We start from the raw sequence: 22,167 nt of genomic DNA, 5'->3' as shown, positions 1-22,167 counted from the left end.
GCTGTAGAAAGGATGGATGAAGATTTAATTATGGGATAGTTCGCATGCTTAGCAAGTTAATTGTTGCGCAAACGTAAAAATAAATGCGCGAAAGAGAGGGCATTGCTGTGTAATACCTTCATTTCGCGCACGTTATGCTAGCCAGATAACGGAATCAGGTTTCCCAGGCGTGCGGGGCAAACAGATAACCCTTGTTACGCACGGTTTTAATGCGGTAGGGCTCGGTAGCGTTATCCTGCAGCTTTTTGCGCAGACGCGAAATCGCTACGTCAACGCTGCGGTCCATTCCGTCATAGCTCACGCCACGCAGGTTTTTCAGCAGCGCGTCGCGGTCCATGATTTGCCCGGCGTGCGTTGCCAGCTCCCACAGCAGGTCAAAGTCTGCGGTGGAGAGGGCGATAAGCTCGCCGGAGAGCAGCACCTGGCGGTTAATGGGGTCAATAGACAGCGTACCGAAGCGCATCGCTTTGTGCGGCGTCAGTGACGGCGCGGGCGCTTCGCGTTCGACGCTGGCGTGCTGGCGCAAATGCAGGCGCAGGCGGGCAAGCAGGACGGCAGGCGGTGTGGTTTTCAGAATGTAGTCATTGGCACCCATCTCCAGCGACAAAATGTGGTTCATATCGCTGTCCAGTGAGGTGAGCAGGACGATAGGGCCTTCCCACCGGGCGCGCAGGTCGCGGCAGAGCGTCATGCCGTCTTTTCCTGGCAACATAATATCCAGCAGCACCAGATCCGGGTTTTCACGGACGACCACCTCTTCGGCGCGATCGCCGCGAGGCTCAACAATGACGTCCATATCATGTTTACCCAGATAGGCGGCGATCAGTTGTCCGACTTCGGGTTCGTCTTCAACATAAACAATCTTATTCATACAGCGTCTGTTTTCGTGAAAAAAGCCAACATACACCGCGGAACCTTAACCTTCCATTAATCTTTCAAAATTAACGCCGGTTCCGTTATTCTGGCTCATATTGTTACTTGATTGTTATAGGGAAAAGTATGGGGCTGGTGATCAAAGCCGCACTGGGCGCGCTGGTGGTGTTACTGATTGGCATTCTGGCAAAAACGAAAAACTACTACATTGCCGGGCTAATCCCGCTGTTTCCGACCTTTGCGCTGATTGCTCACTATATCGTGGCTTCTGAGCGGGGCACGGAAGCGTTACGCACGACCATCGTGTTTGGCATGTGGTCTATCATTCCGTATTTTCTCTACCTGCTTTCGCTGTGGTATTTCACCGGTTTTCTGCGTCTTCCCCTGGCGCTGAGCGGGGCGGTGGTCTGCTGGGCACTCAGCGCCTGGGTGTTAATTTTCTTCTGGAGCCGCTTTCACTAGCGCAGCGGGCGGCCGCCGTCCACGGCAAAGGTCCTGCCGGTGACATAGCAGCTCGTGAGCAGGTAATCCACAAGGTCAATCACCTCTTTTTCGCCTGGGGCAATTTTCATGAGCGACTTATTCAGGGCCTGCTGGCGATACTCCGCATCATCGTTTTCGTTAAACAAAATCATCGCCGGGGCGATGGCGTTCACCTTCACCTCGGGCGCTAGCTTGCGGGCAAACGAGCGCGTCATATTATCCAGAGCGGCTTTACTGGCCGCGTAGGCGATGTGCTTGTCGCTGCCGCGCTCCACCACATAATCGGTGAAGTGAATAATATCACCCGCCGCGTGCCCATGGCCGCGCAGCAGATCCTGCAGCGCGTGGTTAAGCAGGTAAGGGGCATTGACGTGGATCTGCAGCATGGCGGAGAGCGTTTCGCTGAGTGACGTACCGGGTTTTTCGGCACGCCATGCGCTGGCGTTATGGATCACCGCGCGTAGCCCCGTCGTGGTGGATTTTACCTTTTCCGCGAAAGCCAGAATGCCTTCATCGGTCGAAAAATCAGCCTGAATGCAGACTGCCCCGGCTTTGCGTAACCCTTCAATCGACGGGTATTCCGTACGGTAGCTGACAATGACCGGATGGCGAAGGTTGAGAAAGTGATGGGCGAGGGCGAGGCCGATACGGCGGCCTCCACCGGTAATCAGTATTGGGCGAAGCGGTGCATTTCCCATCGTATTCTCCTTTACAGTTCAACAATGGGAAAGGCGATGCTATCCCATTAACATCCAGGTTGCCGGCAGGGCAGCAACCAGTAACAGTCCAATTAATGCCATTTCACGACGTTTCAGCGCGTTCTCCAGCTGATGCGTGCGGCGGGCATAGATAAACACCAGCAGACCCGGCGCGTACAGCACCACCGACAGCAGCAGATGCATAGGCCCGGAAGCATACAACAACCACAGGCCGTAAATACAGGCTCCGACACCCACGACATAATGCGCCGGGCGTGTGGCAATTTTTAACAGATACGCACCCACTAAGAAATAGGGTACCAGAATCATCTCCGAGGCGATGGTCAGCAGGGTGTTATAGTCTGAACCTGTGAGCCAGATCAGCACCAGACAAACCTGAACGCTGATGTTGGTCAGCCAGAGCGATGCCGACGGCGCGCTGTTTTGGTTTTGACGGGCGAACAGGCGTGGAAACGCCTTGTGCGTCGCGGCCAGGAACGGCACTTCAGCCGCCATGATGGTCCAGCTCAGGTAAGCGCCGCAGACGGAGACGATCAGCCCTGCGGCAATCACCACGTCGCCCCAGGGACCGAGCATTTTCACCATCAGGCCTGCCATTGACGGGTTACGCATTTCAGCCAGCTCAGGCCGCGCCACCACGCCCAGCGACAGCAACGTCACCAGCAGATAGACCCCGAGCGCGGCCAGTACGGCCAGCAGCGTGGCGCGGCCCACATCGCGTTTATTCCTGGCCCTGGCAGAAACCACGACCGCGCCTTCGACGCCGATGAATACCCACAGGGTAATCAGCATCGTGTTTTTCACCTGCTCCCAGACGGGAACGCCCAGCGCAACGCCGCTAAAATCAAGCTTGAAAACGTCCATACGGAACGCAATAAAGGCCAGAACGATAAACAGGCCGAGCGGAACCAGTTTCGCCAGCGTCGCCACCAGGTTGATGCTGGCGGCCGTTTGTACGCCACGTAACACCAGCCAGTGGACGAACCAGAGTAACACCGAGGCGCCCACAATAGACTGCCAGGTATTTCCGTCGCCAAAGAGGCGCAGCTCAGGCGTATCGGTAAAGAAACTGAGCGCCGAGAAGACGATCACCAGGTAAGAGACGTTGGCGATAACGGCGCACAGCCAGTATCCCCACGCGGAACAGAAGCCAATCAGCTCGCCGAAACCTTCACGCGCATAGGTGAAAATGCCGCCGTCAAGATCCGGGCGAATGCGGGTGAGCAGCAGCATGGCGAAGGCCAGCAGCAGTATGCCGACACCCGTAATGCCCCAGCCAATGATGAGCGCGGAAGGGCTGGCAACGGCCGCCATATTTTGCGGCAAACTGAATACGCCCGCACCCAGCATTGAGCTTAAAACGAGTGCAGTCAGAGCACTCAGGCCAAGTTTCTTTTCCATTGGCTTCCTGTTATGAAAGGTCAAAATCCAGAATAATTATTTCGCTCAGGCGCATAAAAATGGTGGATCACATTAAGGCGCGGGATTTTACGGAGTGTAACGAATGCATGCAATGACGTGAGGCAGAAATTCAAAAAAAGTAACAAAAAAAGGCGGCATTGCGCCGCCTTTCGTCAACGATGTTGTTACTTGTACAGATCGGCGCTGATGGTCACGTTGTTACCACGTTCCTGCCACTGGCGGGTGATGTGGTAGTACTTCGCCCCTTTCTTCGCCGCACGCTTCGCGACCTGGTAAGAGACTTCCGTCATGTTGCCGTAGTTGCCGGTAAACTTGATGCTGTCGAACGGCACCATCTGCGCTGCAGTGGCGTTGTTCAGCTCTTCAATTTTGGTACCGTCCGGAAGCGTAACGGAATAACGGCCACCCTTCGTGGACTGCGTTTCGAAGAAACGGCCCACTTCAGCGCTTGGGGCAGCGGTCGTTGCTACGCCAGGAATTTCAACTTTCTTCGCTGCTTCGCCGCCTTTTGCGATTGCCGCACGGCCTGCTTCTGAATTTGCCGGGATGGCATCCGGGCTCTGCAGAACACGTTTTTTCGCATCTTTTTTATAGATGAACGCGGTAATACGCTGGTTGCCACCCTGGTTAGCATCGACCTGACGCACGATGAAGAAGGAGTAGGCCCCTTTCTCTTTCGCGGCTTTGGTGATGGCATCGTTCACTTCAGGCTGGCTGCGATAGAAGCCCTGTACGGTGACGGTGTCGTAAGGTTCCAGCTCAATCGCCTGATCTTTCGGCAGTTCAACAACACCGTTGATGACGCGGTTCTTCGGTGCGTCAGCTTTTGGCGCATTGTCTTTGAACAGCGCGATGGTCACGCGCAGGTTACCGCTGTTGCCGTAATCGGACTGGTCAACGACATAAAACGAGGCCGCCCCGTTTTTATCAGCGGCTTTTGATGCAGCGGCGACGGCGTCGCCAATAGAATTATAACGACCCACAATGACCGTATGGTCAAAAGGTTTTAACGCTGCCGCTTGCTCCGGCGTTAACTCTGTTGCGGCATTCGCAGACAGGGCGGTCGCGGAAAGAAGTGCGGACGCCAGGAGTGTGTTCTTAAGCTTCATAAAAATGATCCTTCGCCTTGCGCAAACCATGTACTGGTATTGTTGTTAATTTGAGACGGTCCCGATTATTGCATTTAAAACCCGTCGCTGTCTGCGCCATTTTTCACTGCCTGTGCTTACTGAATCACCTTATTCGATAACATTTAGTGATATGTTGAAAAAACACGCGTTTGACAAGTAAAACTGATAAAGCATATGACTTTTACAAGTTAATTTAATGTTAACAAGTTGTTCTCTTATGGCGCTATATCATGTTTTTACCGCTTCGCTTGCGCGATTTATCGGTTCTGGCAGTGAATTTAAGGTAAATATCACTGTCAGTGACGCCGATCGCTTATTTTTCACAGATAAAGTAAGAAATAGTGTTTTCTGCCGGTAGATCACGGGCGCTATTTTCAGTAGGTTATAGACAGTTTGTTACTGTTTTATTTTCCGGGGTTAATCATCTCTCGTCGCTCGCGCGATGGCGAAAATTGATACAAACCGCGGGCATTTATCGATAAACCATCATCAAAAACCGATGGAAGGGAAAACTATGCGTATTGGGGTACCAAAAGAACGGTTAGCCAATGAAACCCGCGTAGCGGCAACACCGAAAACGGTGGAGCAACTGCTTAAACTGGGTTTTACGGTCGCGGTTGAAAGCGGCGCAGGCAAACTGGCGAGTTTCGATGACGAGGCCTTTATCCAGGCCGGCGCGGAAGTGGTCGACGGTGCTGACGTCTGGCAGTCGCCGGTGATTCTGAAGGTCAACGCACCGGAAGAGAGTGAGATTGCGCTGCTCAATCCGGGAACGACCCTGGTGAGCTTCATCTGGCCTGCGCAAAACCCGGAGCTGATGGAGAAGCTGGCGGCCCGCGGCGTGACCGTGATGGCGATGGACTCCGTGCCGCGCATTTCGCGCGCGCAGTCGCTGGATGCCTTAAGCTCCATGGCAAACATTGCCGGCTACCGCGCTATTGTTGAGGCGGCCCACGAGTTTGGTCGCTTCTTTACCGGTCAAATCACCGCCGCGGGTAAAGTCCCTCCGGCGAAAGTGATGGTGATTGGCGCAGGCGTGGCGGGCCTTGCCGCAATCGGTGCGGCAAACAGCCTGGGCGCTATCGTACGCGCCTTTGACACCCGTCCTGAAGTAAAGGAACAGGTCCAGAGTATGGGCGCCGAATTCCTTGAGCTGGATTTCAAGGAAGAAGCAGGCAGCGGCGACGGTTACGCGAAGGTGATGTCCGAAGCCTTTATCAAAGCCGAAATGGAACTCTTCGCCGCCCAGGCGAAAGATGTCGACATTATTGTCACCACCGCGCTTATCCCAGGCAAGCCGGCGCCGAAGCTGATCACCCGTGAGATGGTTGACTCCATGAAGCCGGGCAGCGTGATTGTCGATCTGGCCGCCCAAAACGGCGGTAACTGTGAATATACCGTTCCAAATCAGGTAACCACGACCGCTAACGGCGTGAAGGTGATCGGCTATACCGATCTGCCGGGCCGCCTGCCAACGCAGTCTTCTCAGCTCTACGGCACCAACCTCGTCAACCTGCTGAAGCTGCTCTGCAAAGAGAAAGACGGCAACGTCACCGTTGATTTCGACGATGTGGTGGTGCGCGGCGTCACCGTTGTCCGTGAAGGTGAAATTACCTGGCCTGCGCCGCCTATTCAGGTTTCTGCTCAGCCTCAGGCGGCAACGAAAGCGGCACCTGAGCCAAAAGAACCCGCCAAACCGGCTTCTCCGTGGCGCAAATACGCGATCATGGCGCTGGTGATTATTCTGTTCGGCTGGCTGGCTGACGTCGCACCAAAAGAGTTCCTCGGCCACTTTACCGTCTTCGCGCTCTCCTGCGTCGTGGGCTACTACGTGGTGTGGAACGTCTCCCATGCGCTGCATACGCCGCTGATGTCGGTAACCAACGCCATCTCCGGGATCATCGTGGTGGGGGCGTTACTGCAGATTGGTCACGGCGGCTGGATCAGCTTCCTGAGCTTTATCGCGGTGCTGATCGCCAGTATCAATATTTTCGGTGGTTTCACCGTGACTCAGCGCATGCTGAAAATGTTTCGTAAAGGCTAAGGGGTAGCATATGTCTGGAGGATTAGTGACAGCCGCATACATTGTTGCTGCAATCCTGTTTATTTTCAGTCTGGCGGGGCTTTCCAAACACGAAACGTCTCAGCAGGGAAATAACTTTGGTATCGCCGGGATGGCGATTGCGCTGATTGCCACCATCTTCGGGCCGGATACCGGCAACGTGGCGTGGATCCTGGTGGCGATGATCATCGGCGGCGCGATTGGTATTCGCCTGGCAAAACGCGTTGAAATGACCGAGATGCCGGAGCTGGTTGCTATTCTGCACAGCTTCGTGGGTCTGGCGGCGGTGCTGGTGGGCTTCAATAGCTACCTGTACCACGAACCGGGCCTGGAGCCGATTCTGGTCAACATCCACCTGACGGAAGTGTTCCTGGGTATCTTCATCGGTGCGGTGACCTTCACCGGCTCAATTGTCGCGTTCGGCAAGCTGCGCGGGAAGATCTCCTCTAAACCGCTGATGCTGCCAAACCGTCATAAGCTGAACCTCGCGGCGCTGGTGGTGTCGTTTGTACTGCTGGTGGTCTTCGTGCGTACCGAAAGCGTCGGTCTGCAGGTGCTGGCGTTGCTGGTAATGACCATCATCGCGCTGGCGTTTGGCTGGCACCTGGTGGCGTCCATCGGCGGTGCGGATATGCCGGTGGTTGTCTCGATGCTGAACTCCTACTCCGGTTGGGCAGCGGCGGCGGCAGGCTTTATGCTGAGCAACGACCTGCTGATCGTCACCGGTGCGCTGGTGGGCTCTTCCGGTGCGATCCTGTCATACATCATGTGTAAGGCGATGAACCGCTCGTTCATCAGCGTTATCGCCGGTGGTTTCGGGACCGATGGCTCTTCTTCCAGTGCGGATGAAGAAGTGGGTGAGCACCGTGAAATTTCTGCGGAAGATACCGCAGACATGCTGAAAAACTCGCATTCCGTGATCATCACTCCGGGCTACGGCATGGCGGTGGCACAGGCGCAGTATCCGGTGGCTGAAATCACCGAGAAACTGCGCGCGCGGGGCATCAAGGTTCGCTTTGGTATTCACCCGGTGGCAGGGCGTCTGCCTGGCCACATGAACGTGCTGCTGGCGGAGGCGAAAGTGCCTTACGACATCGTGCTGGAGATGGACGAGATCAACGATGATTTCTCTGATACCGACACCGTGCTGGTCATTGGTGCTAACGATACCGTTAACCCTGCTGCACAGGACGATCCGGGTAGCCCAATCGCCGGTATGCCTGTTCTGGAAGTGTGGAAGGCGCAGAACGTAATCGTCTTCAAACGCTCCATGAATACCGGCTATGCCGGGGTTCAGAACCCGCTGTTCTTCAAAGAAAACACCCACATGCTGTTTGGCGACGCCAAAGCCAGCGTGGATGCGATTCTGAAAGCGCTGTAAGTTGCGTTGATACGAAAAAACCGCCGAATTCGGCGGTTTTTTTATTACCGGGTGGCGCTGGCATTAATCGTCTTCCGGATCGTCCAGCTCAACCGGCGTCTGGTAATCATCCGGCTTAATGACCAGCAGGTCGCAGCGCAGATGATCGATCACCTGTTCGGCGGTGTTGCCGAGGAAGGCGGCAGAAATGCCGGTCCGGCCGATGGTTCCCAGCACCACAATCCCCGCCTGCAGGTGTTCCGCCAGATCCGGGATAACCTCTTCTGGCAGCCCTTTTTCCACGTGGGTCATTTTCTCATCGATGCTGAATTTCTGGCGCAGCGCTTTCATGGCCAGCAGATGCTGACCGCGGATCGCGTCGTTGTACACGCTCGGGTCAAATTCAGGCAGCTCAATGGCAATGTTAATCGGGGTGACCGGATAGGCGCCAACCAGATGCACTTCGGTATGATTCACCTGGTCGGCAAGCTGGATGGTCTCCTTCACCAGCTTCTCGTTCAGGGAGTTGTGGTAATCCTCTTCGCTCGCGAGGTTTACCGCCACAACGGCTTTCCCGCCTTCAGGCCACGGCTGGTCTTTCACCATCCAGACCGGGCAAGGGCATTTACGCAGCAGGTGCCAGTCGGTCGGGGTGAAGATCACGGATTCCAGCTTGTCGTGCTGGTGCGCCATCTTCAGCAGCAGGTCGTGCCCACCGGCGACAATTTCCTGGATGATGGCTTCAAAAGGTCGGTTGTGCCAGACCACTTTAATATCAATGGGCACGCCCGCTTCCAGGTAATACTTCGCCTGTTCACGGATCCACGCGGTACGCTGGCTGATGACGCCCTGACGCATAGCGGTGCGCTCGTCAGGCGACAGAAGGGTGGTCATCTCATACGAGAAGTCATAGATCGGCAAAAACGCTTTGATTTTGCCACCAATCCGTTGATGTAAATACACAGCACGTCGTAATGCCGGCTGATCGTCCTGATTTGGATCGATAGCTACCAGCATGTTTTGATACTTGGCCATACAGGTCTCCTTACTACTGTCACCACAGTCTGTAATTAAAAGAGTAACCTATATATCCTGAATGAAACAGAGGGGAGGTTTTGCCAGATCAATAATTCATGAAAATTTATCAGAGGAAAAGTACCGTCGTCGTCACCGCGATAAACGCAATAAACAGCAGCACCATCACCGCTATCGCAAAGGTCGTGGAGTCCTGGACGTAGGTTTTTTCCTCCCCCTTCATCGGGCCGACAAGCATGATCCAGATGAAGATAAAGGTCACAGAGGCAATCACGACTGAAACGAAAAACAAACTTTCTCTCAAATCATAACCTCAACGAGAACCTTTCGGGCGCTGTGTGGGGACGTGCTGCGGTGAAAATTTCTTGAAACGGAAGTGATTATACCAGACCAATAAATCACAAGAATTTATCAGTCTGGTCATCAACATGCGGAGAGTTACGCCACGTTGCGGGCGTGGCCGGCAAGAACGGCAAGCGCTTCACCGTTTTCGATAGTGATGTATTTACCTTTAACGGCCAGCATCCCGCTTTTCTGGAAACGACCCAGCAGGCGGCTGATGGTTTCCACGGTCAGACCCAGGTAGTTACCGATATCGCCACGCGTCATCGTCAGACGGAATTCACGCGGCGAGAAGCCACGCTCGGCGAAGCGGCGGGAGAGGTTGTAGATAAACGCGGCCAGGCGCTCTTCTGCGTTCTTTTTAGAAAGCAGCAGAATCATGTCCTGATCGCCTTTGATCTCACCGCTCATCAGACGCATCATCTGCTGACGCAGGTTTGGCATCTTACCGGACAGATCGTCCAGAGTTTCAAACGGGATTTCGCAAACCATTGAGGTTTCGAGTGCCTGAGCAAAGCTCGGGTGATGGCCCGTGCCGATGGCATCAAAGCCCACCAGGTCGCCCGCCAGATGGAAGCCGGTGATCTGCTCATCACCCTGTTCGGTGATGGTGTAGCTTTTGATGGTGCCAGAACGGATAGCATAGAGCGATTTCAGTTCGTCTCCCGCTTTAAACAGCGTCTGCCCTTTCTGAATAGGCTTTTTGCGCTCGATGATATTATCAAGCTGATCGAGTTCATGCTCATTCAGGGTAAACGGGATACAGAGCTGGCTGATGCTGCAATCCTGGCAATGGATAGCACAACCGCCAGACTGAATGCGTCGTATAATTCGCTTTTCCGGGATCATAGGTTTGCTCAAGCCTTAATTGATATTGGTCAATTTTAACATCTTTTTGGTAAGTACGTAAGCCTGACAAACCCTCAATAAGGACAAGAGACGGCAACGTGTCGCCATCTTCTTGAAATTCCACAGCTTGATTATGGATTTTTAGCCTAACCGGTAGAAAATTAAGCACAAAAAGCCTGGGAGCTACAGCAGGAGATACCCTTCGTGACGCAGCAACCACTCTTTTCGCTGCACGCCGCCGGCATAGCCTGTCATGGTACCGTTGCGGCCAATGACGCGATGGCACGGCACCACGATGCTGACCGGGTTAGAGCCGTTAGCGGCACCCACCGCGCGTGCGGCGCCTGCGCGGCCTAGCTGTTCCGCGAGCTGGCCGTAATGCATGACCTGCCCGCAGGGAATGGACCGCAGCGCCTGCCACACTTCGCGCTGAAAAGGCGTACCTGCCGTGGCGGTCGGCAGAGTGTCGATGATGCTGAGATCGCCTTCGAAGTAGGCCGCAAGCTTGTCGCTCAGTCCGCCCGGGTTGGTGGCGCGGATACGTTCATACCCCTGCGATCGGTAGTGAACATTGAGCAGTTCTTCCATCCGGTCGCTGTGCTCTTCCCATTCGACGGCGCGCAGGCAGAACTGCTCGTCCGCGATCACCCACAGCGGCCCGAGCGGCGTCGCAATCTTATCTTCGAGTAATCTCAGCATCCTCATTCCTTTAGTTCAGCCTCGGGTAGATCCCCGGCCCAATCGGCAGGCCGACAAGATACCATGCCACCAGCATCACCAGCCATACCCCTAAAAAGATAAGCGGGTAGGGTAAAACCAGCGAATAGTAGGTACCCAGTTTGGCCTCCGGTTTATAGCGCTGCAGGAAGCCTAAAAACAGCGGAACAAACGGCGAAACCGGCGCCAGCGGAATTACCGAGGAGTCCGCGATGCGGAACAGGATCTGGGCAAACGCCGGGTGGAACCCCAGCATCATAAACATCGGCACGAAGATCGGGGCCAGAATTGACCAGATGGCGGAGCCGCTGGCGATAAACATGCACAGCAGGGATGACAGCAGCGCCAGGCCGACAAACGCCGGTACGCCGCTTAGCCCGGCAGCCTCCAGCGCGGCGGTCAGGCCCACGGCCATAAACTTGCCCATGTTGCTCCAGTTAAACATCGCCACAAACTGCGCCAGCGGGAACACCATTACGATAAAGCCCGCCATCTCCTTCATCGGCTCGATCATCAGCTGCGGCAGATCGCCCTGGCGGCGGATTTTGCCGGTCGCGATACCGTAGGCGAGCGAAACGACAAAGAAGAAGAGGATAATCAGCGGCACAATGCCCTGAATAAACGGCGACGGCAGAACGGTATGTTTAACCGGATCGCGCAAGATGCCGTTTTCCGGCACCACCATCAGCGCCACCAGCGCGATAAAGGCCAGCGAAACGACGCCGGCCACGCGCAGGCCGAAGCGCTGCTCTTTGCTCAGGGTTTCCAGCTTTTCATCGCTACGGCCTTCCCATTTACCCAGGCGCGGCTCGATGATTTTATCGGTAATCAGCCCGCCAACAATCGTCAGGACAATCACCGAGCTGGCCATAAAGTACCAGTTGTCGATCACGCTGATGTGCATTGCCGCATCAATGGTCTTCGCCGCCTCCGTGCTGATGCCTGAGAGCAGCACGTCGGTAGTGACGATCAGCAGGTTGGCGGTGAATCCACAGCCCACGCCCGCAATCGCCGACAGCAGGCCCGCCACGGGATGACGCCCGACGGCGAGGAAAATCAGCGCCCCCATCGGCGGCATGATCACCAGCGCGGCGTCGGAGGAGATATGGCTGAAGAAGGCGATAAACAGCACCATATAGCTGGCGTAACGCGCGCTCACATGAGACGCCATCTTCACCATCAGCGCGGGCAGCAAGCCCACGCGTTCAGCCAGCCCGGCGCCCAGCACCAGCGCCAGAATGGCCCCCAGCGGGGCGAAACCGCTGAAGTTCTTAATCACGTTGGGTAAAAACCAGTGCAGCCCGTCAACGCTGAGCAGATTTTTCACCGCCACCAGGCTGCCGTCAGCCGGGCTGCGCACGCTCACGTCAAAGGCGGAGAGCACGGCGGTGGCGACCATCAAAATCACAATCAGATAGATAAACAGCAGGAAAGGGTGCGGCACTTTATTGCCGATCCTTTCAACCCAGCCATAGAGCTTACCGGATGGGGAATGCGAAGGTATGGAAGACATACTCATGGGCGTTCCTCGGGAGTGTTGTGTTGCGTTTTTTTATTTTAAAGGTGACGGTGTCACGTCCTGCGGGATCGGACACACGTACGGTTTTTCTTGTATTTGTTGTTCGAACTCTTCACGACATTTTTTCAGCATAGCCGCGTCCTGCAGAAGATTGAGCGCGGTCGCGCCCATCACTTTCCCGGCCAGCAGCATGCCTTTGTGGGCAATGGAGGTACGTCCCTGCGCCACCAGTTGCCAGGTGTGCAGCGGCGTGCCGACGGTAAAGCAGGGGCTGAAGCACTGGGCGACCGGCATTTTCCAACTGACGTCGCCCACGTCGGTTGAACCCGCCAGCACGTTGTCGGTGACGGCATAGGGCGCGACTTCATCCACCAGCAGCGTCTCCTGATGGCGCCGGGCAAAGGCTTTACCCGCGTCCCCCCCCGTCGCGGCAATATTTTTCAGGCTGTTTTGCAGATCGTTGGGCGTCAGGGTGGCGCGGATCTCGCGGGCGAAGGCGCGTTCTTCCTCCGTCCAGAGCGGGGTGCCGTAGTGCTGCAACGCGCGATACATCGCCGCTTCAAGCGTGCGGTTCGGCAGGTAGCTTGAGCAGGCTTTATCAAAGCGGCACTCGACGGTGGTTTCGGTCATCATCGCCGCGCCCTGGGCGATTTTTTCGATGCGTTCGTAGATCTGCTGCGCATCGGCCATCTCCGGGGCGCGGATCAGGTACAGCACCTCGGCCTGCGCCTGCACCACGTTGGGCGAAATCCCGCCGGTGTCGGTGATGGCGTAATGTACGCGCGCTTTCTCAATGATGTGTTCGTTGAGGAAGTTGGTGCCGGTGGTCATCAGCGTCACGGCGTCGAGCGCGCTGCGTCCCAGATGGGGGGAGTTGGCCGCGTGTGCCGCCACGCCGTGAAAACGCCAGGCGGCCTGAATATTCGCCAGCGTGCTGACGTTAAACATCCCGGCGAAGGCTTCCGGGTGCCAGGTGACGGCGGCATCGACGTCATCAAACAGGCCTTCGCGCACCATAAAGGTTTTCCCGGAGCCGCCTTCCTCGCCGGGACAGCCATAAAAACGCACCGTTCCGCTGCCGCCGTGCTGCTCAAGCCAGCTTTTCACCGCCACCGCGCCCGCAAGCGCCGCGGTGCCTAAGAGGTTATGCCCGCAGCCGTGACCGTTGGCTCCCGGCGTGGCGGATTGCGCCGTCGCGCAGTGCGCCTGCTGGCTTAGCCCGGCCAGCGCGTCGTATTCGCCCAGCAGGGCGATGACCGGTTTCCCGCTGCCGAAGCTGGCGATAAAGGCATTTGGAATACCGCCGGCCTCGCGCGTCAGCGTAAAGCCCTCGGCCTCCAGCTCGCTGGCGAGCCGTTCGGCGGACCAGAACTCTTCAAAGCGGGTTTCAGGACGATCCCAGATCGCGTCGGCAATATCGGTAAACGTCCGACATCGCGTGTCGATCGCATCGGCAATAAAAGCGTAGTTCTGCTGCATTACACACCTCGCGTCCACGGGAAATTGAGCGCAGTTCGCGCCAGCGTTTCAATGGCAATGGTCATGACCTGCTCATCGAAGTCGAATTTTTCATTGTGATGTCCGGCGCTCAAATCCGTGCCGAACACCATATAGGACGCCATGCCGCCGTTCTCCTGCACGCGGGCCATCATCAGCGTGGCGTCTTCGGAGCCTGCTGGCGCTTTCACCTTATCGATGGCGTGAATAACCCCGGAAACCTGGTTCGCCTGTTCGTGCAGGTAATCAACCCAGGCCGGCGTCGGCGCGCTGGAGGTGGCTGCACCCATCAGGCGCATCTCGGCGCGCACGCCGTAGAGCGCCGCTGCGCCGTTTATCACCGCCTGCGCGCGTTCAAAGACGTACTGATTAATCGCTTCGCTTTCGCCGCGCGTTTCAACCTTTATCAGGGCATTTGCGGGCACCACGTTGCGTCCGCTGCCCGCCTGCATCACCCCGACGTTCACCCGAGATGCGCCGTCGCTGTGGGGGGCGATGCTGTGCAGGGCGAGGGCGGCTTGCGCGGCGGCGAGCAGGGCGTTACGCCCGTCCTCGGGTTTACCGCCCGCGTGTGCGGCCACGCCGGTAAAGCTCACGTCAAACTTGGTGGTGGCCATAAAGTTATCGCTGCCGCAAATGACCGTCCCGGCAGGCACGCCGGTACCAATATGGATGGCCGTAAAATAGTCCACGTCGTCCAGCGCCCCGGCGGCAACCATGGCGCGCGCGCCGCGGGTGCCTTCTTCGGCAGGCTGGAAGATCAGCTTGATGGTGCCGCTCAGCTGCGCGTCATTCTGCTTAAGCACCTGCGCCAGCCCCAGGCCAATAGCGGTGTGGCCGTCGTGCGCGCAGGCGTGCATCATTCCCGGATTGCAGGAAGCAAACCCGTCGCGGAACGGGCGATGGCTTTCATCCAGCGCTTCGCTTAAATCAAGGGCATCCATGTCGACGCGAAACGCCAGCGTCGGTCCAGGGCGGCCGGTATTGAGCGTCGCCACAATGCCGGTAAACCCGCCTTCAAACGGCGCCAGCCATTTATCAGGCGCGCCCTGCGCCCGCGCGCGGGCAAACTCTCGCGCCAGGGTAGCGGCATCGGGCAGCCCCATTCGGCTTTCGGCATCCACGACGTCGCGACCCATCGCCAGTTCATAACCCAGCGAGTCGAGGATTTCCGCGACTTTCGCGGCCGTTCGAAACTCTACCCAGCCGGATTCCGCGAAATGGTGAAAATCGCGACGCCATGCGCTCAGCTGCGGGGATAACGTCTGGATGTACTGCGCCAGTGTGTCCATATCTGTTCCTGTCATCATTAAAATATGTGAACTGCTTCACGCTGTGATAGTTTTTACTTATCACTAACCGATTTTTCACAGTTTTAACCGTTCAGGAATTACCCTCGCACATCCCTTTCCATTAAAGTAGATGACAGTTTCTTTACTCTGATAAACAACGGTTATCGGTCGGGCTATGACATTCCAGATTAAATTTCATCAAATCCGGGCGTTTGTTGAGGTAACGCGTCAGGGCAGCATTCGCGGTGCCAGCAGGACGCTGAATCTTTCCCAGCCGGCGCTGACCAAATCCATTAAAGAGCTGGAGGAGGGCATGGCGGCGCAGCTTTTCGTGCGCAGGAGTAAAGGCGTCGCGTTGACCGAATGCGGTGAGGGCTTTTACCAGCGCGCCAGGTTGATTCTGGAAGAGCTGCGCGCGGCGCAGGATGATATCCGTCAGCGGCAGGGGGAGCTGGCCGGGCAGATCAACATCGGGATGGGGGCCAGCGTTTCACGCACGCTTATGCCCGCCGTTATCACCCGCTTCCATGCGCAGCATCCGCAGGTCAAGGTGCGGATTATGGAGGGGCAGCTGGTGTCGATGATCAATGAATTACGCCAGGGCGAGCTGGACTTCACCATCAACACCTATTATCAGGGGCCTTACGACCAGGAGTTTACGTTTGAAAAGCTCTTCGAAAAACCGTTTGCGGTATTTTGTCGGGAAGGTCACCCGGCAATGGGAGCAACGTCAATTAATGAACTCCTGCATTATAACTGGACAATGCCGACGCCGCGTGGAAGTTATTATAAGCAATTAGAGGAGGTATTTAGCGATCGTTCGCAAATACCGCGAATTGGTGTGGTTTGCGAAACATTTTCTTCCTGTATTAGCCTGGTTGCGCAAAGTGATTTTTTAAGCATATTGCCGCAGGAGCTAGGGTTTGACCCGCTGCTGGCGCACCGTCTGGTCATGCTGCCGGTTGTCGAATCGCTTCCTAAAGCAACCTATTATTTAATTCAGCGCCGTGATTCACGTCAGACGCCCCTTGCTGAGTCATTAATTACGCAATTCAGAAGGGAAGCGAGAAAAATAGTCGTCGCGTGACAGATATATAAAAAAAACAGGATCTGTCCGACATCAAACAGACCCTATAGTACACACAGCAGTGCGTCCTTTCGCCAATCCTGAGTATTATATCCATGAGGCAGGTATATTTAGGTATAACACCTTTTCCGAAAAATGAAAGGCAGGCGAGTGATTGATTTAATGAATTTTTAACATAAATCACGTATTTTAACTTTGCTGAAATTTTAGTTAAGTCTGGTTTAACTTTATTTAATAATGACTATATATATTCATCAGGTTAATATTATTGTCACGCATCGGCCTGTAACGGTGATTGAGGCCGGTCTCTGGCGCAGGTATAGTACAGTCCTCAGATGTAGCCGGAGGATGTCCATGAACCCTGACGACAAATCATTTTTTCTTGACGCCATGGAAGATGTCCAGCCCCTGAAGCGCTGCGCGGATATTCACTGGCAGCCCAGCCGCAATACGCGGGCGCGCGAGGAGGTGGATAGCGAACAGCTGGATAACTTCCTGACGCTGGATTTTCTTGACGTTCTTCCCCTGGAAGAACCGCTGGCGTTCCAGCTCGAAGGGGTACAGCAGGGCGTTATTGATAAGCTGCGCGCGGGTAAATATGCCCGCCAGGCCAGCTTAAACCTCCTGCGCCAGCCCGCCGAACGCTGCCGTCAGATGCTCTATTCTTTTATTCGTCAGGCCGGACGCGACGGGTTACGCAATCTGATTATCATTCACGGGAAAGGGCGCGAGCAGAACTCGCATCCCAATGTGGTGCGCAGCTATCTGGCGCGCTGGCTAACCGAGTTTGAGGAAGTGCAGGCCTTCTGCGTGGCGCTGCCGCATCACGGCGGCAGCGGGGCATGCTACGTTTCACTGCGTAAATCCGATGAAGCAAAACAGGAAAACTGGGAGCGGCACGCCAAGCGCAGCCGCTAGCGGGCGATATCCTCGCCCGCCGGTGACTCAGAACGTTTCCCAGTTGCTGTCGGTAGAGGCGGTAGTCGTCGCCGGGCGCAGCAGCTGTGGCGTTTTCAGACTGGCCGGGCGCGGGGCGACCGCTTTTTCTTTGCCGTTCAGACGAAACGCGGCCACCGCCTGGCGCAGCTGCTCGGACTGATCTTCCAGTGCTGCAGCCGCCGTGGCGGACTCCTGCACCAGCGCGGCGTTTTGCTGCGTCACGCTGTCCATCTGCGAAACGGCCAGGCTCACCTGCTCAATACCGCGGCTCTGCTCGTCAGAGGCAGATGAAATCTCACCCATAATATCGGTCACGCGGGTCACGGCGGCGACAATTTCCTTCATGGTGGTGCCAGCCTCGCTGACCTGCTCAGAACCGGTATTCACCCGGCTGACGGAGTTCTCGATAAGCCCTTTGATCTCTTTCGCCGCCTGCGCGCTGCGGCTCGCCAGCGTACGGACTTCACCTGCAACAACCGCAAAACCACGGCCCTGTTCCCCGGCGCGTGCCGCTTCCACCGCGGCGTTTAGCGCCAGAATGTTGGTCTGGAACGCGATGCTGTCGATCACGCCGGTAATATGCGCAATTTGCTGCGAACTGTCGGCGATTTCGTTCATGGTGCGAACCACGTTATCCACGACGTGACCGCCGCGCGCGGCCGTTTCAGAGGCGTTTTTCGCCAGCAGCGTGGCCTGACGGGCGTTATCGGAGTTCTGTTTAACCGTCGCGGTCAGCTCTTCCATGCTGGCGGCGGTCTCTTCGAGCGAGGCGGCCTGCTGCTCGGTGCGGGCGGAAAGATCGTTGCTCCCCGCGGCAATTTCGCCTGCGCCGGTGTAGATGGAATCGGTACTTCCACGTACGGCGCTGACGGTGGTCACCAGCGACTGCTGCATCTCATGCAGGCCAGCGGCCAGCTGACCCATCTCATTGCGACCAGAGATTGCGATCTCCTGCGTCAGGTCGCCCCCTGCAATGGCGCGAATATGGTTCATAATGGAGTGGAGGGGTTTTAACAGCAGATGTTGTAAACCCTGCCAGATGACCACCAGAACCGCGATAACGGCCAGCAGAATAGCCGCCAGCGTCCACTGCATCTGCGTGAAGCTGCTCTGGTTCTCTTCGGTTGCGGCCTTCAGCAGGGTGTTGTTTTCGGCGCGCCAGCGGTTATAGACCGCTTCCATATCGTCCTGCGCCTGCTGCGCGTCCAGATCGCCATAGGCCTGGTAGTTGTCGGCGCGCAGATACTCAATCGATAAGCGCATCACTTCGTGCATCTGGTTCCAGGATTTCTGCATCTCGTCGGTCAATGCCGCCTGCTGGCCGTTAACCTGCGGCAGTTTCTGCCACTCTTTGTTATAGGCTTCGGCTTTTGCCAGCGAGTCGCCCGCGGTGCCAAGCAGTTTGTTGATCGCCGCAAGGGAAGCCGGGTCACGCTGGTTTTTCAGGTAGCGGATCGCCACGCGGGTGACGGTGACGCGTGTTTTCACCAGCGTGTTTACGCTGTCGCTCAGGCTCTCCTGCTGGGCATTGAGCACGCCGGAATTCTGGAAGTTATGGCGATCGTTGCTGACGGCAGAGTAGAACAACCCTCCCGTGACAACTTGCAGCAGACAGAATATGGTGAGGGCAAAGATAATACCGGTAATCACGTGCAAATTTTTCAGCATAGCGGTCGTCCGTTAGAAAGGATGCAGAGGTACACCAATACTATCGTCGTATAGAATTTAAACTTTAATTTAACTCGCGCTTAACTAAGGGCTCCGGTGAGGAACCTGTTGTAAATCCGGATCATTTTTATGAGGAAGGTTAACATGAGCAGCATTGATAAAAGCGGGACGTACGCGCTCGGGACGCGGACGGTTAAACGACTGGGCTACGGTGCGATGCAGCTCGCCGGACCGGGCGTTTTTGGCCCACCGAAGGATAAGCAGGCCGCGCTGGACGTGCTGCGCGAAGCGGTGGCGGCCGGGGTGAACCACATTGATACCAGTGATTTTTATGGTCCTCATGTCACTAACCAGCTGATCCGCGAGGCGCTTCACCCTTACCGGGACGATCTCACGCTCGTCACCAAGATTGGCGCCCGTCGAGACGATAAAGGCGCCTGGCTGCCGGCCTTTTCCGCGCAGGAACTGACTCAGGCGGTGCATGACAACCTGCGTAATCTGCAGCTGGACGTGCTGGACGTGGTGAACCTGCGGATTATGTTTAGCGCACACGGGCCGGCGGAAGGGTCGATTGCTGAACCGCTCTCCACCCTGGCCGAATTACAGCAGCAGGGGCTGGTGCGTCATATTGGCCTGAGCAACGTCACGGCCACTCAGGTTGCGGAAGCCCAGAAGATGGTCCCGGTGGTGTGCGTGCAGAACATGTACAACATTGTGAACCGGGGGGATGACGCGCTGGTGGATCTGCTGGCGCAGCAGGGGATCGCGTATGTGCCGTTCTTCCCACTGGGAGGCTTTACGCCACTGCAATCTTCCGGGCTGCAGGCCGTCGCGGATTCACTGGGCGCAACGCCAATGCAGGTCGCGCTGGCATGGCTGCTGCAGCGTTCACCGAATATCCTGCTGATCCCTGGCACCTCTTCCGTGGCGCATCTGCGGCAAAACCTCGCGGCGGGGGAGCTGCAGCTGCCGCCTGACGCGCTGGAAACATTGAATACGCTGATGGACTGATCGTCACAGGCGCGAAGCCCGACATGTGCTTCCGGGCTTTGCGCGTTTTAAATCTTCTGACACTTCAACGCGTTTGGGTTCGCCTCCGGAAATGACCTTGATCCTTATCCATAATCCGTAATACTGTATTTATATACAGTATCTGGCGAGAAAGGCATTATGGACACTCTCTTTTCTTATCAACCAAAACAAGACATTGAATTACCTTTATTTTTAGAACGCGTTGCCTGTGGTTTTCCCAGTCCGGCGCAGGATTATGTGGAGGATCGTCTCGATCTAAACCGGCTGGCAGTAAGACACCCCAGTGCGACCTATTTTATCAAGGTGAGTGGAGACTCCATGATTGGGGCGGGGATTGGCGACGGCGATCTGCTGGTGGTCGATCGTTCGTTAAATGCCGAACACGGGGATATCGTCGTGGCGTCGGTCGCCGGTGAGTTTACGGTGAAGGAGCTACAGACCCGCCCGGTTCTGAGACTTCTGCCGCATAATGCTCGCTATCAGCCGATTACCTTTCAGTCCGAAGAGGAGCTGCAGATCTTCGGCGTCGTCACCCACACGCTCAAAACGCATAAACATGTTCGCGCTGGTTGATGTGAATAGCTTCTACGCCTCCTGCGAGAAGGTATTCCGCCCCGATCTGGAGGGGAAGCCCATCGTGGTGGTGTCCAATAACGACGGCTGCATTATTTCGCTGTCGCGGGAGGCAAAGCAGTTCGGCATAAAAATGGGTGAGCCGTATTTTAAATTCAAAGAAAAGTTATACCCGTCAAAGGTTTACGTTTTTAGCTCGAACTATGCGCTGTATGCCGATCTCAGCAGTCGGGTCATGCAGACGCTGACCGATCTCGCCCCGGCAATAGAGATTTACTCCATCGATGAGGCGTTCGTGAACGTTTCAGGGGTCAGCCACTGCCTGTCGCTGGAAGCGTTCGGTCACCAGATGCGCACAGAGGTCTTTAAAAATACGGGCCTAACCGTTGGCGTCGGTATTGCTCCGACCAAAACGCTGGCGAAGCTGGCCAACTATGCGGCGAAACGCTGGGCCAGCACAGGCGGCGTGGTCGATCTCTCAGGCCGCGAGCGGCAGCGTAAGCTGCTGGAAAAGGTTCCGGTAGAGGAGGTGTGGGGAGTAGGGCGGCGCATCACGAAAAAGCTCAACGCTATGGGCATCACCACGGCGCTGGAGCTGGCGGAAGCGTCGTCCTGGGTCATCCGCAAACATTTCAACGTAGTGCTGGAACGTACGGCGCGCGAGCTTCGCGGTGAGCCCTGTCTTGATCTGGAGGAGTTCACCCCCACGAAGCAGCAAATCATCTGTAGCCGTTCGTTTGGACACCGTATTACCCAATATGAAGAGATGCACCAGGCCATTTGCGCCTACGCGGAACGCGCTGCGGAAAAACTGCGCGGCGAGCATCAATACTGTCGTTTTATCAGCGTATTTGTGCGCACCAGCCCGCACGCGGACAACGAAATTTATTACGGTAATCAGGCTTCCGTCACCCTGATGACGCCCACCAATGACTCACGGGATATCATCCGCGCCGCCACGGAGGCGCTGGGGCGTATATGGCTTGACGGATATCGCTATATGAAAGCCGGGGTCATGCTGGCGGACTTTTTCAGCAGCGGCGTCGCCCAGCTTAATTTGTTTGACGATAATCGCCTGCGCGCCAACAGCGCGGCGCTGATGGAGATGATGGACAGCGTAAATCATTCCGGTAAAGGGAAGATATGGTTTGCCGGGCAGGGTATTGAGAAATCCTGGGCGATGAAGCGTGAGATGCTGTCACCGGCCTATACGACGCGGTACGCCGATTTGCCGGTGGCGAAGTAGAAGATGGTTGCGTTATTTCTTTTGCACCAACCAGGTTGCCGCAGCCGTCAGCACGCCGATCCACGGCATTTGGCCCGCACCGGCCAGGAAGTTGTGGCGATCGATCTCGTTATTTTTACGGATATCGGCAAGGCGGGTAAGCGCCTCTTTTTCATCCGCGGCGCCAATCTCCTCAAACTGTTTCTCAAACCCCTGGGCGATGAGCTGAGCGGCCGCATCGGTGTTTGCGCTCTCGATCGCAATGAGGTTCGGGCCTTTTTGGAAAAAACGGTAATCCGGCATACGTGCTCCAGAAAGAAGAGGATACGGTAAAAACACTCTA

General features: G+C 56.1%; 21 protein-coding genes. 8 read left to right on the top strand and 13 right to left on the bottom strand.

The features are described 5' to 3' along the window. Nucleotides 1-154: 154 nt before the first annotated feature. A complete protein-coding gene (gene rstA, locus ACOTZB_RS03005; protein ID WP_047652195.1) occupies nt 155-871 on the bottom strand; it encodes a two-component system response regulator RstA in 717 nt (238 codons plus the stop codon). A gap of 128 nt (nt 872-999) precedes the next feature. Between rstA and ACOTZB_RS03000 the strand changes: the two genes are divergently transcribed. Beyond that, the gene (locus ACOTZB_RS03000; RefSeq protein ID WP_047652167.1) at nt 1,000-1,335 is read left to right on the top strand and encodes a GlpM family protein; all 336 of its coding nucleotides are present in this window, start codon (nt 1,000-1,002) and stop codon (nt 1,333-1,335) included. On the opposite strand, the gene folM is transcribed toward ACOTZB_RS03000, so the two are convergent. From folM to ydgH, 3 genes are all read right to left on the bottom strand, one after another. Further along, nucleotides 1,332-2,054 (bottom strand): dihydromonapterin reductase, encoded by a 723-nt coding sequence (folM, locus tag ACOTZB_RS02995; protein ID WP_421626475.1) that lies wholly within the window; start codon nt 2,052-2,054, stop codon nt 1,332-1,334. The genes ACOTZB_RS03000 and folM overlap by 4 nt on opposite strands. 39 nt (nt 2,055-2,093) lie before the next feature. Next, the gene (locus ACOTZB_RS02990) at nt 2,094-3,476 is read right to left on the bottom strand and encodes an amino acid permease (protein WP_029740292.1); all 1,383 of its coding nucleotides are present in this window, start codon (nt 3,474-3,476) and stop codon (nt 2,094-2,096) included. A gap of 185 nt (nt 3,477-3,661) precedes the next feature. Beyond that, nucleotides 3,662-4,606, bottom strand: a complete 945-nt coding sequence (gene ydgH / locus ACOTZB_RS02985) for a DUF1471 family protein YdgH (protein WP_033145347.1) — start codon at nt 4,604-4,606, stop codon at nt 3,662-3,664. Nucleotides 4,607-5,141: 535 nt separating this feature from the next. Here ydgH and pntA point away from each other — a divergent pair. Both pntA and pntB read left to right on the top strand, forming a co-directional pair. After that, nucleotides 5,142-6,671, top strand: a complete 1,530-nt coding sequence (gene pntA, locus ACOTZB_RS02980; RefSeq protein WP_023311474.1) for a Re/Si-specific NAD(P)(+) transhydrogenase subunit alpha — start codon at nt 5,142-5,144, stop codon at nt 6,669-6,671. Nucleotides 6,672-6,681: 10 nt separating this feature from the next. Continuing rightward, nucleotides 6,682-8,070 carry a Re/Si-specific NAD(P)(+) transhydrogenase subunit beta gene (gene pntB / locus ACOTZB_RS02975; RefSeq protein WP_047652172.1) on the top strand — a complete coding sequence of 463 codons (1,389 nt, stop codon included), beginning with the start codon at nt 6,682-6,684 and terminating at the stop codon, nt 8,068-8,070. A gap of 63 nt (nt 8,071-8,133) precedes the next feature. On the opposite strand, the gene uspE is transcribed toward pntB, so the two are convergent. From uspE to ACOTZB_RS02940, 7 genes are all read right to left on the bottom strand, one after another. Beyond that, complete coding sequence (gene uspE / locus ACOTZB_RS02970; protein WP_047348757.1) at nt 8,134-9,084, bottom strand: universal stress protein UspE; 951 nt, start codon at nt 9,082-9,084, stop codon at nt 8,134-8,136. Nucleotides 9,085-9,193: 109 nt separating this feature from the next. After that, the gene (locus tag ACOTZB_RS02965; protein WP_014883604.1) at nt 9,194-9,376 is read right to left on the bottom strand and encodes a hypothetical protein; all 183 of its coding nucleotides are present in this window, start codon (nt 9,374-9,376) and stop codon (nt 9,194-9,196) included. Between the two features lie 146 nt (nt 9,377-9,522). Further along, nucleotides 9,523-10,275: a fumarate/nitrate reduction transcriptional regulator Fnr gene (fnr, locus tag ACOTZB_RS02960; protein ID WP_006174991.1), complete on the bottom strand. Its 753-nt coding sequence runs from the start codon at nt 10,273-10,275 to the stop codon at nt 9,523-9,525. Nucleotides 10,276-10,458: 183 nt separating this feature from the next. Next, complete coding sequence (gene ogt, locus ACOTZB_RS02955) at nt 10,459-10,974, bottom strand: methylated-DNA--[protein]-cysteine S-methyltransferase (protein ID WP_039262722.1); 516 nt, start codon at nt 10,972-10,974, stop codon at nt 10,459-10,461. A gap of 10 nt (nt 10,975-10,984) precedes the next feature. Further along, complete coding sequence (gene abgT / locus ACOTZB_RS02950) at nt 10,985-12,511, bottom strand: p-aminobenzoyl-glutamate transporter (protein ID WP_421626474.1); 1,527 nt, start codon at nt 12,509-12,511, stop codon at nt 10,985-10,987. A 33-nt stretch (nt 12,512-12,544) separates the two neighbouring features. Further along, on the bottom strand, nt 12,545-13,990 hold the full coding sequence (locus tag ACOTZB_RS02945; protein ID WP_421626473.1) for a M20 family metallopeptidase: 1,446 nt from the start codon (nt 13,988-13,990) through the stop codon (nt 12,545-12,547). Continuing rightward, entirely contained in the window at nt 13,990-15,300 is a 1,311-nt protein-coding gene (locus ACOTZB_RS02940; protein ID WP_421626472.1) for a M20 family metallo-hydrolase, read from the bottom strand. Before ACOTZB_RS02940 ends, ACOTZB_RS02945 begins: the two co-directional genes overlap by 1 nt. Nucleotides 15,301-15,475: 175 nt before the next feature. Between ACOTZB_RS02940 and ACOTZB_RS02935 the strand changes: the two genes are divergently transcribed. After that, nucleotides 15,476-16,387 carry a LysR family transcriptional regulator gene (locus ACOTZB_RS02935; RefSeq protein WP_421626471.1) on the top strand — a complete coding sequence of 304 codons (912 nt, stop codon included), beginning with the start codon at nt 15,476-15,478 and terminating at the stop codon, nt 16,385-16,387. A 354-nt stretch (nt 16,388-16,741) separates the two neighbouring features. Beyond that, nucleotides 16,742-17,305, top strand: a complete 564-nt coding sequence (gene smrA, locus ACOTZB_RS02930; protein ID WP_421626470.1) for a DNA endonuclease SmrA — start codon at nt 16,742-16,744, stop codon at nt 17,303-17,305. A gap of 27 nt (nt 17,306-17,332) precedes the next feature. Here the strand turns inward: smrA and tcp are convergent, their stop codons facing one another. After that, complete coding sequence (gene tcp / locus ACOTZB_RS02925) at nt 17,333-18,994, bottom strand: methyl-accepting chemotaxis citrate transducer (RefSeq protein ID WP_421626469.1); 1,662 nt, start codon at nt 18,992-18,994, stop codon at nt 17,333-17,335. A gap of 144 nt (nt 18,995-19,138) precedes the next feature. Between tcp and ACOTZB_RS02920 the strand changes: the two genes are divergently transcribed. From ACOTZB_RS02920 to umuC, 3 genes are all read left to right on the top strand, one after another. After that, complete coding sequence (locus tag ACOTZB_RS02920) at nt 19,139-20,005, top strand: aldo/keto reductase family oxidoreductase (RefSeq protein WP_193804485.1); 867 nt, start codon at nt 19,139-19,141, stop codon at nt 20,003-20,005. Between the two features lie 159 nt (nt 20,006-20,164). Further along, the gene (gene umuD / locus ACOTZB_RS02915; protein WP_421626468.1) at nt 20,165-20,599 is read left to right on the top strand and encodes a translesion error-prone DNA polymerase V autoproteolytic subunit; all 435 of its coding nucleotides are present in this window, start codon (nt 20,165-20,167) and stop codon (nt 20,597-20,599) included. Continuing rightward, nucleotides 20,583-21,845, top strand: coding sequence for a translesion error-prone DNA polymerase V subunit UmuC (gene umuC, locus ACOTZB_RS02910; RefSeq protein WP_421626467.1), 1,263 nt, complete (start codon nt 20,583-20,585; stop codon nt 21,843-21,845). Before umuD ends, umuC begins: the two co-directional genes overlap by 17 nt. Before the next feature lie 12 nt (nt 21,846-21,857). Here the strand turns inward: umuC and ACOTZB_RS02905 are convergent, their stop codons facing one another. Beyond that, nucleotides 21,858-22,127, bottom strand: coding sequence for a hypothetical protein (locus tag ACOTZB_RS02905; protein WP_182071217.1), 270 nt, complete (start codon nt 22,125-22,127; stop codon nt 21,858-21,860). Nucleotides 22,128-22,167 lie beyond the last annotated feature (40 nt).

This window comes from Enterobacter cloacae complex sp. SHL020 (assembly GCF_049236945.1).
Classification (GTDB): Bacteria; Pseudomonadota; Gammaproteobacteria; order Enterobacterales; family Enterobacteriaceae; genus Enterobacter; species Enterobacter dykesii.
Note: the sequence above shows the minus strand (reverse complement) of the source record. Positions and strands in the feature narration are given on the sequence as shown.

What these genes read in the sequence shown, in the direction of transcription:
- rstA (WP_047652195.1), bottom strand. Translation starts at nt 871, where the DNA reads ATGAATAAGATTGTTTATGTTGAAGACGAACCCGAAGTCGGACAACTG.
- ACOTZB_RS03000 (WP_047652167.1), top strand. Translation starts at nt 1,000, where the DNA reads ATGGGGCTGGTGATCAAAGCCGCACTGGGCGCGCTGGTGGTGTTACTG.
- folM (WP_421626475.1), bottom strand. Translation starts at nt 2,054, where the DNA reads ATGGGAAATGCACCGCTTCGCCCAATACTGATTACCGGTGGAGGCCGC.
- ACOTZB_RS02990 (WP_029740292.1), bottom strand. Translation starts at nt 3,476, where the DNA reads ATGGAAAAGAAACTTGGCCTGAGTGCTCTGACTGCACTCGTTTTAAGC.
- ydgH (WP_033145347.1), bottom strand. Translation starts at nt 4,606, where the DNA reads ATGAAGCTTAAGAACACACTCCTGGCGTCCGCACTTCTTTCCGCGACC.
- pntA (WP_023311474.1), top strand. Translation starts at nt 5,142, where the DNA reads ATGCGTATTGGGGTACCAAAAGAACGGTTAGCCAATGAAACCCGCGTA.
- pntB (WP_047652172.1), top strand. Translation starts at nt 6,682, where the DNA reads ATGTCTGGAGGATTAGTGACAGCCGCATACATTGTTGCTGCAATCCTG.
- uspE (WP_047348757.1), bottom strand. Translation starts at nt 9,084, where the DNA reads ATGGCCAAGTATCAAAACATGCTGGTAGCTATCGATCCAAATCAGGAC.
- fnr (WP_006174991.1), bottom strand. Translation starts at nt 10,275, where the DNA reads ATGATCCCGGAAAAGCGAATTATACGACGCATTCAGTCTGGCGGTTGT.
- ogt (WP_039262722.1), bottom strand. Translation starts at nt 10,974, where the DNA reads ATGCTGAGATTACTCGAAGATAAGATTGCGACGCCGCTCGGGCCGCTG.
- abgT (WP_421626474.1), bottom strand. Translation starts at nt 12,511, where the DNA reads ATGAGTATGTCTTCCATACCTTCGCATTCCCCATCCGGTAAGCTCTAT.
- ACOTZB_RS02945 (WP_421626473.1), bottom strand. Translation starts at nt 13,990, where the DNA reads ATGCAGCAGAACTACGCTTTTATTGCCGATGCGATCGACACGCGATGT.
- ACOTZB_RS02940 (WP_421626472.1), bottom strand. Translation starts at nt 15,300, where the DNA reads ATGGACACACTGGCGCAGTACATCCAGACGTTATCCCCGCAGCTGAGC.
- ACOTZB_RS02935 (WP_421626471.1), top strand. Translation starts at nt 15,476, where the DNA reads ATGACATTCCAGATTAAATTTCATCAAATCCGGGCGTTTGTTGAGGTA.
- smrA (WP_421626470.1), top strand. Translation starts at nt 16,742, where the DNA reads ATGAACCCTGACGACAAATCATTTTTTCTTGACGCCATGGAAGATGTC.
- tcp (WP_421626469.1), bottom strand. Translation starts at nt 18,994, where the DNA reads ATGCTGAAAAATTTGCACGTGATTACCGGTATTATCTTTGCCCTCACC.
- ACOTZB_RS02920 (WP_193804485.1), top strand. Translation starts at nt 19,139, where the DNA reads ATGAGCAGCATTGATAAAAGCGGGACGTACGCGCTCGGGACGCGGACG.
- umuD (WP_421626468.1), top strand. Translation starts at nt 20,165, where the DNA reads ATGGACACTCTCTTTTCTTATCAACCAAAACAAGACATTGAATTACCT.
- umuC (WP_421626467.1), top strand. Translation starts at nt 20,583, where the DNA reads ATGTTCGCGCTGGTTGATGTGAATAGCTTCTACGCCTCCTGCGAGAAG.
- ACOTZB_RS02905 (WP_182071217.1), bottom strand. Translation starts at nt 22,127, where the DNA reads ATGCCGGATTACCGTTTTTTCCAAAAAGGCCCGAACCTCATTGCGATC.